Below are 15,359 nucleotides of genomic sequence, written 5' to 3'. Positions count from 1 at the left end.
GGAGGGGTCTTCTCAGCGGGAAACTTGATTCCGTGACGGTTGTTCGTTTTTCCATCTTCCTTGTTAACACCCCCCACGAACAACCCCTCCCCTACAGGAGGGGGTGTTTCGGGCTTAGCGCATGAACAAGCCGCCATTGACGTCCAGGCACGCACCGGTTACTGAGGTCGCGTTGTCGGCGACCAGCAGCAATACGCTGTCGGCAATGAACGTCGGGTCACCGAGGGTGCCCGCCGGGATCATCTTCAGAATCTGCTCCAGACGCTCCGGCGCCACGGTTTCGCGTACCACGGGCAAGTCCAGCGGACCTGGCGAAATACTGTTGACCGTCACGCCACGGGGCGCCAGCTCACGGGCGAAGACCTTGGTCAGCGTCGCCACACCGCCCTTGGCCGCCGCGTAATGCGCGCCGGTGGCGGTGCCGCCGTTCTGCCCGGCCAGGGAGGCGATGTTGACGATGCGGCCGAAGCCACGCTCGGCGAAGTGCGCACCGAACACCTGGCAGGCGACGAAGGTACCGCGCAGGTTGATCGCCATCGACTCGTCGAACTCTTCGGGCGTGATATCCATCAGCGCCGCGACTTTCGACACCCCGGCGTTGTTCACCAGAATGTCAGTGCCGCCCCAGTGCGCAGCGAGCAAGTCGCGGGCACGCTGGAAGTCGGCCTTGCTGCGCACATCCAGCTCGATGGCGACCGCCGTGGCGCCGCTGCCATCCAGCTCGGCGGCCAGTTGCCTTACGCCTTCGAGGCGCACGTCAGCCAGGCCGACGCGATATCCCGCAGCGTGCAGACGGCGGGCGATGCACTCGCCCAGTCCGCGCGAGGCGCCTGTTACCAGGGCTACTCGACTCATGATCCAGCCCTCACAAAAGGAAGCCGAGCGCGCTCAGGCTGTCGGTGGAGTTGATCAGGCGTACCACTTTGCGCTCCAGCGATGGCACACCGTCGGTGAAGCGAATGCGGTGGTTCAGGTCCGCTACGAACGGCGTGTGCACGCCGCGTTTATAGGCGTACAGCAACTGTGCCGAGTTGACTTCGACGATGTCGCCCGCCGCTTCCACCAGACGAAAACGCGAGATGGTACGAATGGTTTTCGCCGCATCCACCGCCGACGGCGAGTAGCCGGCGCTCAAGCGTTCGATACGCAGGGCACGCATGCGCGCGTCGTCGTAGGCGTAGTTCAGCGTCGCCTCGAAATCTTCGGTGTCCGGGTCGATCGGCACGATGTACTTGCCGCTTTCGCTCCACAGGGTCGCCCATTCGGCGTAGTTCTTGTGGTCCAGCAGTTCGGCTTCGCGCCAGATGAATTCGATGGCCTGGGCCAATGGGCCGGAAAAGCCGGTCAGGGTGTCTTGATTGCTCATTGGCTCATCATCCTTTTCCACATGTCGTAGGCACCGCGCATGCCGCCTTCGTCGGTGGCGTGGCTGACTTTGTCACCGTTCTCGGCGGTGATTTCGCGGTTCAGGCCGCGGTTGACCAGGATCGGTGCGTCGACACCGGCATACGAGCCGCGCTGTACACGGTCCCAGGCCTCGGCGTCGTCGGGGCTGCCGAAACCGAACGGGCCCTGGAAGTGTTCGTGAATGCGCATGCGTTCGCGGTTGGCGATTTCCGGGCCGCCGTCCATGCCCAGGGCCACGTGACGGATTTCCGTTTCGGTGACCGACACCGGGCGCAGCACGCGGAAGAACGACATCGACATGGCCACGTTGGGGAACAGGTTCAGGTTAAACCCGGCGCCGTGCAGCGAACGCACGATGCGGCGCACCTGCTCGGGCGGCATGGTTTTCGACAGCTCTTCGGTGACGTGGGCGAAACGCTCTTGCAGTTGTTCGGTACCGTCGTCGTGATCCAGGTCGACGTGCTCCGGCACCATCACCATCACGCTGTGGCCGTTGCCCAGCGAGTGGGTCACGGCTTGCTCGTCGGTCATGAACGAGAGCATTTCCGAGGTTTCTTCATCCACCGACGACATGAACGACTTGTGCACGATCGGGAAGTGGTAACCGTCGGTGGTGTTTTCCAACTGGATCTTCCAGTTGCCCTTGAAGCTGAACTTGTGCTCGCCCTGGGTCTTGATCGGGTAACCGGCGCCCTGCTTCATGAACAGGTCCATCCAGTGCTTGGCACCGCCGAGGAAGTCTTCCAGCGGTTCGATCTCGTCGTTGTAGCTGGCGAAAATCATGCCGGCGTAGCTTTCGACGCGCAGGCTGGTCAATGGCAGTTCGGATTTCTCCAGGATGCCTTCGTAGCCGTCCGGGTATGGCAGCGCACGGAGCTTGCCGTCCAGGCCATAGGACCAGCTGTGGTACGGGCAGGTGAAACCGGTGGCGTTGCCCTTGTGCTTCTCGCACACAGTGGCGCCACGATGCCGGCAACGGTTTTCCAGAACATTGATGTTGTTCTTCTTGTCGCGCACGACAATCACCGGGCGACGGCCGATGGTGGCGGTCTTGAAGTCGCCGCTGTTGCGCACTTCGCTTTCGTGGGCAACCCACACCCAGGTGCGGTAGAAAATCTTTTCCAGCTCGGCTTCGAACAGCGCCGGGTCGTTGTACAGCGAGACGTCGACGCGGTCGTGCTGGACCAGGTCTTCAGGGCTTTTCGACGTTGCGATCAGCCGGTATTCATGAGTGCTCATGCGGTTCTCCTCATGGCTTCTTTTTATGATTTGGTTTGTAGAGCCACACCGTTAACCGGCCATGCTCTGTTGCAGCTGCGCACCGAAGGCGCAGACCACCTCGTCCTGTCCCTTGCGCCCGACGATTTGCAGACCGACCTTCAGCCCGCCGCAATCGAGTTCCACCGGCACCGTCAGCGCCGGGTGGCCGCTGAGGTTGAAGGGGCGTACCAGCGGGGTCATGCCGGCCACGGCCTTGCTGCCAGCGCGCGCTTCGCTCAGGGTCGGCGGCAGGCTCGGCAAGGTCGGTAGCAGCAACACCGCGAACTCTTCCAGCGCTGCATCCACCTGTTGGGTGAATCGGCTGCGCACGGCTTCGGCCTCGGCCAGTTCTTCACGAGTCGTACGGCTGGCCGCCAGCAAACGTGTTTCCACGTCGGCGCCGATCAGGCCCTGGCCGGTCAAGTGACCGAACGCCGCCCAGTTCTCGAAATTGATCACGGTCAGGCCGGCGGCGAAAGCGGCTTCGAATTCGCTCAGGTGCAGGCTGCTGCGACGCCAACCGGCACGATCGGCAGCGGCACCCAGGCTGGCTTGCAGATGCGCTTCGCAGGCCACTTCCAGAAAGCCGACTTTGGCGCCGTCGCCGGACAAGCCCTGAACCGCGAAACCCGGGCAAATCACCTGCATGGCCGCGATCAGGTCGTCCATGGTTCTGGCGAACGGCCCGACGCAATCGAGGCTGGATTCCAATGGATGTGCGCCGACGCGGCTGACTCGCCCGTAAGTCGGTTTGAGCCCGGCAATCCCGCAGCAGGCGGCAGGCACCCGCACCGAACCACCGGTGTCGGTGCCAAGGGCGATGTCCGCCAGACCCGCTGCCACCGCCGACGCCGAACCGCTGGAAGAACCGCCCGGCACCCGATCAGGCGCTTGCGGGTTTACTGGCGTGCCAGTCCAGTCGTTGATGCCGGTGACGCCAAAGGCCAGTTCGTGCAGGTTGGTCTTGCCGACGATCTGCCAGCCGGCGTTGAGAATCGAATCCACCACCTCGGCGTTTTTCGTCGCGGCTGGTGCATCGGCGAAGGCGCGGCTGCCCGAACGGGTCGGATAGCCGGCGATGTCGATGGAGTCCTTGATGGCAACGCGTTTGCCGCTGCCGCCGAGGAGAAATTCGCTGATGAAGGTACTCATGCGCTCAGCTCCGAATTGAACAAGCGTTGCGTGCGGAAGTGCGCGATCAGCCACACGCCATCGACACAGCGGAAATCGATGTTCAGGCGGGTGCCGAACAACTCGCTGCGGCCATCGGCGTAGGTGGAAATCTGCTGCATGATCCACTGCCCCTGCGCCGTGTTGCCGTCGACCGCAATCCACTCGCTGGTGAGGTAGTGCAGGTTCAGCTGGAAGTGATCCGACGGCGGCAAATAACCGCCGACGAATGCGGCCACGGCCTCACGACCACGATGCTGACCGAAGGTTTGCGCGGTCTCGCGACCAACCCCTTCCCAGATCGCATCGACGCAGAACAGCTCGGCCAGCTCGCTGACCTGGGTCGGCGCCCTGGGCACGTCGCAGAGGTCCATGTAGCGCGCCATCAAGCGACGCACTGCGCTTTCCCCTTCGAGCGTCGCCAGACGCTGCAGCAAGGCCTCGTTCATGGCTTACACCTTGGCCGCATCAGGGATGGTCAGCGGACGACCGATGCGCGCTTCGACCTTGGCGTAGCGCCACAGGCTGTACTCGTTTACCGGCGTGGTGCGGAACAGGTTGCAGGCGTCGATCACCGTTTGGTGGCAGTCGACATCGGCCATGATGTACACGGTCCACGGCGAGGTGGTGGACGGGCCGACCATCAGGCGGTCGTCATCCATCGCGCCGAGCACGGTGATGCCAGGCATCGCGCCGAGGTCGGCCATCATTTTGCTAAAGCCTTTCCACACGGCCAGGCCTTCGCCGGTGGGCAGGTCGAAAAAGTTCTGGGTGATGCCGATGCAGAAGACGACGCGCAACGGTTCCTGGGTAGCTTGGGACATGCTGTTGATCCTTGAATTCGAAGACTGAAAAAGTGATGAAAATCAGATGTAGCCCGGGAACGGCGGCACGCCGAGGAACACCGAGCCGGCGCCGTCGTACAGCCCTTCGCTGAGGAAAGCGTGCTGGGTCACCACCATCGAGTCGCGCAGGTAGCGTTGCAGCGGATGGCGCAGGTAAATGGCGGTGGTTCCGGCCAGGCTGTAGGCGCTCTGCACCACGGCGGCGCCGGCCTGGGACACGTGGATCGCGGACAGGCGCAACTGGCTGGTCTGCTCCGGGGTGACTGGGTTGCCGGCGAGGATCGAGTCCCACACCTGTTCGGTGGTGTTGTAGAAGAAGGCACGGGCGGCGGCGAGCTTGGCTTCGGCCTTGGCAATTTCGATGCGGACATAGGCGCGGTCGGACAACTTTGGCGCGCCAGTGATGCCGCCGCCGTTGGCCATGCGGCTGACTTCGTCGAGGGCAGCGCGGGCCAGGCCGAGATTGACCACGGCCAGCACTTGCGCAGCGTAGGCAATCGACGGGTAGCGGAACAGAGGCTCGTCGATGGTGGAGGCACCGCCACGGATGAAGGTCCAGCGCTCATCGATACGCTTGTCGGTCACGCGCAAGTCATGGCTGCCGGTGCCCTTGAGGCCGACCACGTCCCAGTTCTCGACGATTTCCACCTGATCAGGACGAAACACCGCCGTGCGAGGCTTGCCGCCCGCCGCGCCGATACCGACACCGAGCAGATCGGCGCCTTTGCAGCCGCTGGCGAATTTCCAGGTGCCGTTGACCTGCCAGCCACCTTCGACGGCTTCGGCCGGTTGCAGCGGGAACAGGCCGCCGGCGAACACCAGGTCAGGGCTGTCGGCGTAGAGTTCGGCCAGGGTTTCCTGCGGCAAGGCGGCCAGATAGACACCGGCGCTGCCGAAACTGGCGACCCAGCCCGCGGAGCCGTCGGCTTCGGAGATGCGCTCGATCATGTGCAGGAACTTCGCAGGCGCCAAAGCATCGCCGCCGTAGCATTTCGGCGTAGCGGCGCGGTAGATACCCACCTGCTTGAAGCGCTCGATCATGTCCCGTGGCACATGGGAGACGCTGTCGAATTCATTGCGACGTTGGCGCACTTCATCCAGCACTTGCTGGAATGCCTGGCTGTCGACGACAGGTTCGTCAACGCCGATCGATGCGTCTTGTTGCACGACCGCTGAACGCAGCATGGGCTTTCTCCGTTTTGCTTATTGTTAGGTGGGGTGACGGTGCCCTGCCCCTGTAGGAGCGAGCATGCTCGCGATGGAGGCCCAGGCACCGCGGGCATTCAGACAGCCCGCGTTATCGTTAACGACCATCGCGAGCGTGCTCGCTCCTACAGGAGGGGATCGGTGTCACCCTTGCATTGAGGTCCAGTGTAAAAACCCCATCCGGACGCAACTATTGGTGCGTGCAGCCCCCCGACTAAAGAAAACCCCTAGGCCGCCCCCGGTTACCTCTGAGCGCATCCCCAGGCACGAGCCGGTATAAAACGCCATACTTCCGGTTCACCGGTCTCAATCCCCTGCCGTCAAGGGCTGCGCGATGTACTTCCCTGAACAGAACGACTTTTTCACGCTGGTCGAAGCCATGCCGCTGTGCATCATTCTTCACGATGCCCACAGCAAGGAGATCCTCTGGGCCAACGCTGCGGCGCTGTCGGCGCTGGGTTTTACCCTCGAAGAACTCACCCCGCTCAAGGCCCCGGACATGACCCGCGATGCGCCCAAGTACCGGCGCTCGGTAGGTTTACGCTGGCTGGAAGGCGCCGCGCGCACGGGCCAGCGCGCCATCGAATGGTGTTATCGCTCCAAGCAAGGCGTGGAGATTCTTTCCGAGGCCGTGGCGACGCTGGTGCATCTGCAAGGTCGCGATGTGTTGATGGTGCAGTTCCGCGACATTTCTAAAGAGGACAAGGTCAAGCGCGACCTCAAGCGCTTCGAAAGCCGGCTCAAGGCCTTCATGCAGGACCTGGCCGAAGGCGTGGCGGTGCTGGGCCCGGAAGGTGAGATACGGTTTATCAGCGATTCGGGCGCGCATTTGCTCAACAGCAAAGTGCAGCAACTGATCGGCAAGAACTTTCTCGGCTGGTGCGACGATGCTTCGCGCCAGCGCCTGCTGCAGCAACTGTCCAACGAGACACCCGAGCACCTGCCGTTCAGCGTGCACTACAAAGTCCAGCGACGTGACGGCGAGTGGCGCTGGCATGACGCGACCTGCCGGTATATCGAAATCGAAGACGATCTGGTGGGTCATCTGCTGCTGTTCCGTGACGTCACCGAACAGGTAAAAGCCGAAGAAGCACGGCGGGTCAGCGAACAGAAAATCGAATACCTGGCGCGCTACAACGCCATGGGCGAAATGGCCGTGGCCATTGCTCACGAACTCAGCCAGCCACTGGCCGCCACCCGCAACTTCATCGAAGGCGCATTGATTCGCCTGGGCAACACCGACGAGACCGATCAAGGCGTCGCCTGGGGTTTGCACAACGCCGTGCGGCAAATCGAGCACGCCTCGGTGATCATCAAGAGCGTGCGCGATTACGTGGTCAAGCTGGAGCAAAGCGAAGAACTGATCGACCTCAACGAGCTGCTGCGCGAAACCCGCTACTTCATCACCCTGCGTGCCGACCCGAGCCAGATACGGGTCGACGTCGTCCCTTCACCCGAGCCGCTGCGGGTGAGTTGCGAGAAAGTGCTGATCGGCCAGGTGATCCTCAACCTGGCGTTCAATGCCATCGAAGAAATGGCCGACCTGCCTCTTGAACGCCGTGTGCTGCGCATCCAGGCCAGCCGCGACGGCGAAGTGGCGCTGGTGCGGATCGAAGACCGTGGGCGCGGGATTCAGGCCGAAGCGCAGGAGAAACTGTTCGATGGATTCTTCTCGTCCAAGGTCAGTGGCAATGGCATTGGCCTGGCGTTGTGCAAGAACATCATTGGCCGGCATCGGGGGGATATCTGGGCGCAGAATCTGGAGCCTTGTGGGGCGGTGTTCAGTTTTTCGCTGCCGTTGGCTGTTTCACAAGGCCTGTAGGCGCTGTTCCTTTAAGACGGTGTACATATCCGTTTCTTCGGTGATGGCTACTGGCGGTTCCGCTTTTACAGCGGGTCACTTGGAAGAGCCCCAAGTAACCAAGGGCTTTTGCCCCTTTCGTTCGGTGCCTCGCCTAGGCTCGGCATGCCCTCGCTCCGGTCCTGCTCCGTGGGCCCGCCGCCATCGGCCATCCATGGCCGGGGGCGGCTAAACCGGCATCCATGCCGGTTTGCCCACTGCGCAGAACCTCCACTCGGCCTCTCGAGGGGGCGTACACCGCGAAAAGCCAAAGCGAGGCGGCCTGACAGCCGACCTGATCTCGAATGTACGCATTCTCCTGTAGGAGCTGCCGAAGGCTGCGATCTTTTGCTTTTGCTTTTGCTTTGGCTTTGGCTTTTGATCTTGATCCACCCGCCCCTTCGGCAGGCTGAGTGGAGGCGTTCATCCGGGGATTGGCGCGCAGCGCCGTTCGACGAAGTCGAACACATTGCATGTAGGTGCAGCGAAGCCAACCGGAGGGCAATGCCCCCGGATGAATGCCGGAGCGAAGGAACCCCGAGCCTTAGCGAGGGGCCGGACGCTCGGGGCAAGACCTTTGGTTCCTTTGGGGCGTTTGCCAAAGGGACTCGCCGTAAGGGCGAAACCGCCAGTAGCCATTACCGCAGCAATGGATATGTACACCGTCCTACATAAACAGCACTCCACCATAGGAGCCACTTTGTTTGCCCCATTTTCAACTGATATGACCGGTGACGCGCCAAGCACGAATCTGGCAGCCTACGGCATGAACCGCGAGGCCCGCCCATCATGAGCAAAACCGAAACCCTGGCCAAAATCATGCTCGGTCCCCTATTGCTGATGCAGGGCATCTACACCCGCCGGGTCACGCCGACATTGCCGGAAGCCGAAGGTGACCGCGAAGGCGAAGCCGGCGATGGCGAGCCCCTGCGGCTGCTGATTCTCGGCGACAGCGCCGCGGCAGGTGTCGGTGCATCGACCCAGGCCGAGGCCTTGAGCGGCCGGTTGGTCAGTCGCCTGGCCAGGGATTTCCGGGTCTGCTGGAGACTCTCGGCCCAGTCGGGCCTGGACACGCAAGCCTTGCTGGAACACCTCGAACAGCACACACCGGAAACGTTCGATGTGGCGCTGCTGTCCATCGGCGTCAACGATGTCACCGGCACGCTGACTGCTGATCAGTGGATCGCGCGGCTACAACAATTGATGGATGTGCTGGCCGGCAACTTCGGGGTCAAGCTGATCGTTGTCTCCCCTCTTCCGCCCATGCACCTGTTTCCGGCATTGCCGCAACCACTGCGCTGGTATCTGGGTCAACGGGCGACGCGCTTCAATGCGCGTCTTGCAGAGCTGGTCAAACCCATGGATCGTTGCACGATGCTGACAACCCGTTTGGCGCCCGTGGCGGGGTCCATGGCCGCAGACGGTTTCCACCCCGGGCCATTGATCTACAGTGTCTGGGCGAATGACGCCGCACAGGTCATTTCCCGGCACTTCGGGAAATCCCGTCAATCAAGCTTTGAACAACAACAAACAACAGGAGTTGACGATGTCTGAACTGCAATTGCACCCCAAAGCCGCGGAGTCCCTGAGCCTGTGGCACGCGATGATCCGCTCCGGCGACCTCAAGGCCTTGCCCGAATTGCTGGACCCGCAAGCGGTGTTCCGCTCGCCGATGGCGCATACGCCGTATCCTGGCGCGCCGGTGGTTTCGATGATTCTCAACACCGTGTCCAAGGTGTTCGAAGACTTTGCCTACCACCGTGAACTGGCGACCGCCGACGGCTTGAACGTCATCCTCGAATTCAGCGCCAGGGTGGGCGAGAAACAACTCAAGGGCATCGACATGATCCGCTTTAACGAACAGGGCAAAATCGTCGATTTCGAAGTGATGGTCCGGCCCATGAGTGGCTTGCAGGCCTTGGGCGAGGAAATGGGCAAGCGCCTGGGCGCTTACCTGGCCGCCAGTAAAGCCTGATCATCAAGCATTACCGGTTGAGGCTTGGGCACCACCTGCAACTCGACCGGTTCGCAGAGAAACGCGCAGCAGCGCGAGCGCAGCCAGCGCTGGCCAGAATCGTTGTGCGCCGCCGCACGCCAGACCATGGACAACTCCTGTACCGGCAGTTGCAGCGGTGCCTGTTCCGCCCTGATTCCCGCCACTGACACCATCGCCTTGGCGACATAATCCGGCACGATGGCCAACATGTCGCTTTGCGCCAGCAACACCGGCAACGCACTGAACTGCGGAACGGTCAGCACGACTTTGCGCTGCCGGCCCAGCAGGCTCAGGGCATGGTCAGTTTCATCGGTGGCATGGCCGATGGGCGACACCACCACATGCGGGCGCCGGCAGAACTCGTCGAGCCCCAACGGCCCCGGCCGTTCATCTGCCCGCAACAGCATGGGCCGCATCGGCCGCAAGCCCTTGCGCCGCGCATTGGCCGGCAGGTCGTGGGTGTGACTGATGCCCACGGAAATATCGCCATTCATCAAGCGTTGCGACATCTGCTGCTGATCGACCCGACGCACGATCAAGTTGATGTTCGGCGCATCAATGCGCAATTGCCGTAACAACCGTGGCAGCAGCGCATATTCGACATCATCGGACAGCCCGACATGAAAGGTCGCCTCGCTGGTACGCGGATCGAACGATTGGCAACGACTCAAGGCGGCGGCGATACCGTCCAGCGCCGGCACAAGGTTGGCGAAGATCTCCTCGGCCCGTGCCGTCGGCTCCATCACCCGTCCCGTGCGAATGAACAACGGGTCATCGAACAACACGCGCAAACGGCCCAGGGCACCGCTGATGGTCGGTTGCCCGAGGAACAGCTTTTCGCCGACGCGGCTGACATTTCGCTCATGCATCATCGTCTCGAAGACCACCAGCAGATTGATGTCGGCACGACGCAGGTCATTTCTGTTCATGAGATTCGCTACCCGGCACGTGGCCATTGAGTTCGAAGGTGTGTGAACAGGTTATGGCCGCGCAGGCAAAACGTCTGTCGTACATGGGGACAACGCGATCATGCGTTAGGTGCGCCCATTAATACCCGGGTATAGCCTTGGCTGAAAAAACATCAATTAAATAAACGACTTACACGCCATTTCGGTCCACCGACAAATTCCGTGCATGGCAGGAATATCGGGTTTTTTGTCCTAACCGAATGAGAACCGTTGCTCCTAGCATAGCGATGCGATTCTCCGCCCACCCCGAACAAAAACGAGGCGCGCATGATCGATACCAAAACAGGCCAAAGGACGACACGCCCCTTGATCACTCTCAGCCTCAAGCCGTTTGAAAACGTACTGATCTGGCTGATGGGTCTGATCGTGGCAGGCGGCATCATGATCAACACCGAAACCCGCACCGACCTCCCCACCGCGACGCTGTGCATCGCCGTGTTGTTGATGGCGGTGAACCTGTTTTCGGTCAGTGCGGTGATCGTGGTCGCCCTGTTCTGCATGTTGATGCTGACGGCCATCTTTCTCTACCACGGCGGGTTCGATCACTGGGAATCGACGGAAGAGTTCTTTCACCGCCTGACGTTGCTCGCGGCGATCACGTTGCTGGCATTGCGCGGCAAGAAAACCTGCGATGACCTGCGCCACAGGGTCGTTTACTTTTCCGGTTCACAGCAATTGAGCCAGACCGGCTGCATGGGCTTTCGCAGTGGTCGTGAGGAACTTTCCTGGTCGGATCAAGCGGCACGGATCTACGAGTACCCGGTGGGCGTGACGCCGACGGTTTCAATGATTCTGGCGCGCACCCACCCTGCCGATGCGCCGCTGGTGAGGGCTGCCTTCGAGAAAGCGGCACGCCGAGAGGGGTTAATCGAGATCAAGCATCGCTTGTTGATGCCCGACGGACGCCTCAAGCACGTGCACATGACCGCCACTCCCCTTTACACCCACCTCGGCTACATCGATTACCTGGGGGCGTTGCGCGACGTGACCGCCAGCAAGCAGGCCGAAGAAGCGCTGTGCCGCGCCCAGACCCAACTGGCCCATGTCTCGCGTGTGACGTCCCTGGGCGAGCTGGCGGCGTCCATCGCCCATGAAGTCAATCAACCGCTGGCGGCGATCACCAGCAGCGGCGAAGCCTGCCGCAACTGGCTGAGCCGCCCGGCACCCGATCTGGCCGAAGCACGCCAGTCACTGGACCGGATCATCGCCAGTTCCCATCGCGCCAGCGAGATCACGCGCCGGGTCCGGGCTCTATCGCGCAAGTGCGACCCGCAGCGCCAGAACGAGTCGCTCAACGACATCGTCAGCGAGACCCTGAGCCTGGTCCGCCATGAACTGGCCCACCACACGATCAACCCGACCATCGAACTGGCCGCTTTCGGCGCTCAGATCAGCGCCGATCGCGTGCAACTGCAGCAGGTCATCATCAATCTGATCATCAACGCGTGCCAGGCCATGGATGCGGTCGATCCTTGCGAGCGATCATTGCGTGTCCGCACCTGGGTGAAGGACAACGAAGCGGTGTTGGAAATCACCGACCAGGGCCCGGGTATCCCCGCCCATGTCATGTCACAGTTGTTCATGCCGTTTTTCACCACCAAGGAAAACGGCCTGGGCATGGGGCTCTCCATTTGCCGCTCGATCATCGACTTCCACGAAGGACGGATCTGGGCCACCAGTGCCAATGGCCAAGGCAGCGCGTTCCTGTTTGCCCTGCCGATACGGGTCGTCAACGATTCAGGTTACGCGGCGGCCATCTAATACGAAGGTATGACGCGGGCATGCCAACGTATTGAGCGACTACCCGCAGGTATGAGTGCCGCAAGCCTCGCATGCACTTAATGTAGCGCCCTTCGCAAAGGACCACAGCGAAGGGAGGTTGCATGTCCAACCCCTTGGGAACAAACAATGAAAGAACAACATCCCATCAACAAAACCACCTATGGCGAATCCATGGTTTTCATCGTTGACGACGATGCGCCGCTGCGTGAATCCGTCGGCAGCCTGTTGCGCTCCATTGGCCTGCGGGTCGAGTTGTTTGGCTCGGTAGCCGAGTTCATGACTTACCAGCGTCCGGACACGCCCAGTTGCCTGGTACTGGATGTACGCCTGCAAGGCAGCAGTGGCCTGGACTTTCAAAACGAACTGATCGCCGCGGGCATCAACGTACCGATCGTATTCATCACCGGGCATGGCGACATCGCCATGACGGTGCGGGCCATGAAAGCCGGGGCCGTGGACTTCCTTACCAAACCCTTTCGCGAACAGGATCTGATCGATGCGGTGTGTGCAGCCCATGCCCGGGACAAACAGCGTCGCGAATCCGAACGGCATGCCGATGAATTGCGGGCACGCCACCAGACCCTGACCGCCCGGGAACAAACGGTCATGGCGCTGGCGGCTTCGGGGTTGATGAACAAGCAAATCGCCGGGGAAATCGGCTTGAGCGAAATTACCGTGAAGATCCATCGCGGCCAGGCCATGCGCAAAATGGAGGCGCGCTCATTTGCCGATCTGGTGCGCATGGCCGAGGTGATCTCGGCGCAGCCCGTTATCCGGTAACTATACCCACGTATACTGTGCACCTATTCAGGACGGCGTATCTTGCAGTGATGGCGGACAGCCTCTAAGTGCTCTCCGCTACGACGCAGGACACCACTATGTGCAATAAGGCAATGATTGCCGTCGTCGATAACGACGAATCCGTTCGAATGGCGTTGGACAGCTTATTGCGCTCCAGCGGATATAAAGTGCAAACCTATGGAGGGGCCCGCGAATTTCTCTTCTCCGACGGACCGGGCACGACGTCCTGTTTGATCTCCGATATACAAATGCCGGACATGGACGGCATCCGGATGTATGAAGAACTGGCGACCCTGGGCATTCATATTCCGGTGATCTTCATTACCGGTAACCCTGATGCACAGCGCCAGCCCGGCGCGCCTTGCAGAGAACCCATCGCGTTTCTGCCCAAACCCTTTTCAACTGATAAGTTGCTCAACTGTATTGAAATAGCGCTTAAGCAAAATAACTAACTACTACCGGCTTACCTCAACTAACACTTTGGTATAACCCGTTAATACTTACTCATACTCTGGCTGACCCTTTGTAGAAGTGTTTCATCCAATCCCCTCGAATAACATCTGTTTCAGATCAAGCCGATCCCTGTCCATCAAGCGTTGTTTATACACAGCGCAGTCATGAGCCACAGCGATCGCGTTGATTTCGCGCGATTTTTCTTCATGCCCTCGATTGTTCTTCAGGAGCAAAACAATGAAACAGCAGATTTTGATTATCGGTGCAGGGTTCGGTGGTGTCTGGAGCGCATTGAGCGCGGCCCGCCTGCTGGACAAGCATGATCGCAATGACGTCGAGATCACCGTGCTGGCTCCTCAAGCCGAACTGCGTATTCGTCCGCGTTTCTACGAGCCGAACGTGCACAACATGAAGGCGCCGTTGAACGACCTGTTCGACGCCGTGGGAATCAAGTTCGTCCAGGGTTCGGCCGAAACGATCGACGAGAAGAACAAACAGGTCGGCTACACCAAAGCGTCTGGCGCGCAAGGTCAACTGAGCTACGACCGCCTGGTGCTGGCCGCCGGCAGCCAGCTGATGCGTCCTCCGGTCGACGGTCTGGAGCGTGCATTCGATGTCGATCAGATCGAGTCGGCCACGCGCCTGGAAGCCCACATCAATTCGCTGAAAGACTTGCCGGCCAGTGCCGCCCGCAACACCGTGGTGGTGGCCGGCGGTGGTTTCACCGGCATCGAAACCGCGACCGAAATGCCGGCGCGCCTGCGTGCCGCCCTGGGCGAAGACGCTGACATCCGCGTGGTCGTGGTCGACCTCGCCCCGCAAATCGCCGCAAGCCTGGGCGATGGCATTCGTCCATCGATTGTCGAAGCGTCGGAGCACCTGGGTATCGAGTGGATTGTCGGCACCAGCGTCGCCTCGGTCGATGCCGGTGGCGTCACCCTCGCCAATGGCCAACGCATCGAGTCCAGCACCGTGATCTGGACCGTCGGCTTCCGCGCAAGCGCCTTGACCGAGCAAGTGCAGGGCACCCGTGATCGCCAGGGTCGACTGCATGTCGACCAGAACCTCAAGGTCCGCGGTCACGCCGACGTGTTTGCCACCGGCGATGTGGCGTATGCCGCCACCGACGATCTGGGCAACTTCGCCGCCATGTCCTGCCAGCATGCGATCTGCCTGGGTCGCCATGCCGGCAACAACGTGGCCGCCGAACTGCTGGGCGTGGAACCGATTGCCTACAGCCAGCCGAAATACGTCACCTGCCTGGACCTGGGTGCCTGGGGTGCGGTGTTTACCGAGGGCTGGGATCGCCAGGTCAAGCTGGTCAAGCAAGAAGCCAAGGAACTCAAGACTCAGATCAACACTGTGTGGATTTATCCGCCGGCCGCTGATCGTGCCACTGCGCTGGCCGCGGCCGATCCGCTGATTCCGGTGGCCTGACAGTTATTGATCGGTAGGGGTTGTCGGGCCGCAACCCGGTGCCCCCGTCTACTGCTGTCAGCCAGGGCACACGTATCGACCGCGATGCGGCCCGGCCATCCACTTTGCCAGGCAATGTGAAGTCAACACCCATATCCCGTCCCAGCTCACTCCTTGCTGGACCGGGACATTTCCCAAGCGCCCGCCACTCGTTT

The 15,359-nt window shown here is 61.2% G+C and carries 15 protein-coding genes; 7 read left to right on the top strand and 8 right to left on the bottom strand.

Features of this window, described 5'->3' with window-relative positions:
- Positions 1 to 114: 114 nt before the first annotated feature.
- Genes ACSFE6_RS22070 through ACSFE6_RS22040 form a run of 7 tightly spaced genes read right to left on the bottom strand, consistent with a single transcriptional unit; the run spans position 115 to position 5,867 of the window.
- Positions 115 to 855 (bottom strand): SDR family NAD(P)-dependent oxidoreductase, encoded by a 741-nt coding sequence (locus ACSFE6_RS22070; protein ID WP_435429563.1) that lies wholly within the window; start codon positions 853 to 855, stop codon positions 115 to 117.
- A gap of 10 nt (positions 856 to 865) precedes the next feature.
- A complete protein-coding gene (locus tag ACSFE6_RS22065; RefSeq protein ID WP_435429562.1) occupies positions 866 to 1,366 on the bottom strand; it encodes an aromatic-ring-hydroxylating dioxygenase subunit beta in 501 nt (166 codons plus the stop codon).
- A complete protein-coding gene (locus ACSFE6_RS22060) occupies positions 1,363 to 2,646 on the bottom strand; it encodes an aromatic ring-hydroxylating oxygenase subunit alpha (protein ID WP_435429561.1) in 1,284 nt (427 codons plus the stop codon). Before ACSFE6_RS22060 ends, ACSFE6_RS22065 begins: the two co-directional genes overlap by 4 nt.
- A gap of 51 nt (positions 2,647 to 2,697) precedes the next feature.
- On the bottom strand, positions 2,698 to 3,819 hold the full coding sequence (locus ACSFE6_RS22055; protein ID WP_435429560.1) for an amidase: 1,122 nt from the start codon (positions 3,817 to 3,819) through the stop codon (positions 2,698 to 2,700).
- Complete coding sequence (locus ACSFE6_RS22050; RefSeq protein WP_435429559.1) at positions 3,816 to 4,286, bottom strand: nuclear transport factor 2 family protein; 471 nt, start codon at positions 4,284 to 4,286, stop codon at positions 3,816 to 3,818. Before ACSFE6_RS22050 ends, ACSFE6_RS22055 begins: the two co-directional genes overlap by 4 nt.
- Positions 4,287 to 4,289: 3 nt before the next feature.
- Positions 4,290 to 4,661 (bottom strand): hypothetical protein, encoded by a 372-nt coding sequence (locus ACSFE6_RS22045; RefSeq protein WP_110967564.1) that lies wholly within the window; start codon positions 4,659 to 4,661, stop codon positions 4,290 to 4,292.
- 42 nt (positions 4,662 to 4,703) lie between these two features.
- Positions 4,704 to 5,867, bottom strand: coding sequence for an acyl-CoA dehydrogenase family protein (locus ACSFE6_RS22040; RefSeq protein WP_435429558.1), 1,164 nt, complete (start codon positions 5,865 to 5,867; stop codon positions 4,704 to 4,706).
- Between the two features lie 355 nt (positions 5,868 to 6,222).
- Between ACSFE6_RS22040 and ACSFE6_RS22035 the strand changes: the two genes are divergently transcribed.
- From ACSFE6_RS22035 to ACSFE6_RS22025, 3 genes are all read left to right on the top strand, one after another.
- Complete coding sequence (locus tag ACSFE6_RS22035; RefSeq protein ID WP_435429557.1) at positions 6,223 to 7,710, top strand: PAS domain-containing sensor histidine kinase; 1,488 nt, start codon at positions 6,223 to 6,225, stop codon at positions 7,708 to 7,710.
- An 807-nt stretch (positions 7,711 to 8,517) separates the two neighbouring features.
- Complete coding sequence (locus ACSFE6_RS22030) at positions 8,518 to 9,282, top strand: SGNH/GDSL hydrolase family protein (protein WP_435429556.1); 765 nt, start codon at positions 8,518 to 8,520, stop codon at positions 9,280 to 9,282.
- On the top strand, positions 9,275 to 9,703 hold the full coding sequence (locus tag ACSFE6_RS22025; RefSeq protein ID WP_435429555.1) for a nuclear transport factor 2 family protein: 429 nt from the start codon (positions 9,275 to 9,277) through the stop codon (positions 9,701 to 9,703). The genes ACSFE6_RS22030 and ACSFE6_RS22025 overlap by 8 nt, the downstream gene beginning before the upstream one ends.
- Here the strand turns inward: ACSFE6_RS22025 and ACSFE6_RS22020 are convergent.
- Positions 9,679 to 10,653 (bottom strand): LysR family transcriptional regulator, encoded by a 975-nt coding sequence (locus tag ACSFE6_RS22020; RefSeq protein ID WP_435429554.1) that lies wholly within the window; start codon positions 10,651 to 10,653, stop codon positions 9,679 to 9,681. The two genes, ACSFE6_RS22025 and ACSFE6_RS22020, sit on opposite strands and share 25 nt — an antisense overlap.
- A gap of 345 nt (positions 10,654 to 10,998) precedes the next feature.
- Between ACSFE6_RS22020 and ACSFE6_RS22015 the strand changes: the two genes are divergently transcribed.
- From ACSFE6_RS22015 to ACSFE6_RS22000, 4 genes are all read left to right on the top strand, one after another.
- Positions 10,999 to 12,453 carry a sensor histidine kinase gene (locus ACSFE6_RS22015; RefSeq protein ID WP_435429553.1) on the top strand — a complete coding sequence of 485 codons (1,455 nt, stop codon included), beginning with the start codon at positions 10,999 to 11,001 and terminating at the stop codon, positions 12,451 to 12,453.
- A 147-nt stretch (positions 12,454 to 12,600) separates the two neighbouring features.
- Positions 12,601 to 13,254, top strand: coding sequence for a response regulator transcription factor (locus ACSFE6_RS22010; protein WP_435429552.1), 654 nt, complete (start codon positions 12,601 to 12,603; stop codon positions 13,252 to 13,254).
- A 113-nt stretch (positions 13,255 to 13,367) separates the two neighbouring features.
- On the top strand, positions 13,368 to 13,727 hold the full coding sequence (locus ACSFE6_RS22005) for a response regulator transcription factor (protein WP_435429551.1): 360 nt from the start codon (positions 13,368 to 13,370) through the stop codon (positions 13,725 to 13,727).
- Positions 13,728 to 13,965: 238 nt separating this feature from the next.
- Positions 13,966 to 15,165, top strand: coding sequence for an NAD(P)/FAD-dependent oxidoreductase (locus tag ACSFE6_RS22000; protein ID WP_435429550.1), 1,200 nt, complete (start codon positions 13,966 to 13,968; stop codon positions 15,163 to 15,165).
- Positions 15,166 to 15,359: the final 194 nt, after the last annotated feature.

Source organism: Pseudomonas baetica (assembly GCF_051216495.1).
GTDB classification, from domain to species: Bacteria; Pseudomonadota; Gammaproteobacteria; order Pseudomonadales; family Pseudomonadaceae; genus Aquipseudomonas; species Aquipseudomonas baetica_B.
The sequence above is the reverse complement of the archived record's forward strand: the minus strand, read 5'-3'. Positions and strand labels throughout refer to the sequence as shown.

Excerpts from the sequence above, each read along its gene's own strand:
- ACSFE6_RS22045 (WP_110967564.1), bottom strand. The coding sequence starts at position 4,661 with ATGTCCCAAGCTACCCAGGAACCGTTGCGCGTCGTCTTCTGCATCGGC.
- ACSFE6_RS22060 (WP_435429561.1), bottom strand. The coding sequence starts at position 2,646 with ATGAGCACTCATGAATACCGGCTGATCGCAACGTCGAAAAGCCCTGAA.
- ACSFE6_RS22055 (WP_435429560.1), bottom strand. The coding sequence starts at position 3,819 with ATGAGTACCTTCATCAGCGAATTTCTCCTCGGCGGCAGCGGCAAACGC.
- ACSFE6_RS22070 (WP_435429563.1), bottom strand. The coding sequence starts at position 855 with ATGAGTCGAGTAGCCCTGGTAACAGGCGCCTCGCGCGGACTGGGCGAG.
- ACSFE6_RS22020 (WP_435429554.1), bottom strand. The coding sequence starts at position 10,653 with ATGAACAGAAATGACCTGCGTCGTGCCGACATCAATCTGCTGGTGGTC.
- ACSFE6_RS22025 (WP_435429555.1), top strand. The coding sequence starts at position 9,275 with ATGTCTGAACTGCAATTGCACCCCAAAGCCGCGGAGTCCCTGAGCCTG.
- ACSFE6_RS22000 (WP_435429550.1), top strand. The coding sequence starts at position 13,966 with ATGAAACAGCAGATTTTGATTATCGGTGCAGGGTTCGGTGGTGTCTGG.
- ACSFE6_RS22065 (WP_435429562.1), bottom strand. The coding sequence starts at position 1,366 with ATGAGCAATCAAGACACCCTGACCGGCTTTTCCGGCCCATTGGCCCAG.
- ACSFE6_RS22005 (WP_435429551.1), top strand. The coding sequence starts at position 13,368 with ATGATTGCCGTCGTCGATAACGACGAATCCGTTCGAATGGCGTTGGAC.
- ACSFE6_RS22050 (WP_435429559.1), bottom strand. The coding sequence starts at position 4,286 with ATGAACGAGGCCTTGCTGCAGCGTCTGGCGACGCTCGAAGGGGAAAGC.
- ACSFE6_RS22040 (WP_435429558.1), bottom strand. The coding sequence starts at position 5,867 with ATGCTGCGTTCAGCGGTCGTGCAACAAGACGCATCGATCGGCGTTGAC.
- ACSFE6_RS22035 (WP_435429557.1), top strand. The coding sequence starts at position 6,223 with ATGTACTTCCCTGAACAGAACGACTTTTTCACGCTGGTCGAAGCCATG.
- ACSFE6_RS22030 (WP_435429556.1), top strand. The coding sequence starts at position 8,518 with ATGAGCAAAACCGAAACCCTGGCCAAAATCATGCTCGGTCCCCTATTG.
- ACSFE6_RS22010 (WP_435429552.1), top strand. The coding sequence starts at position 12,601 with ATGAAAGAACAACATCCCATCAACAAAACCACCTATGGCGAATCCATG.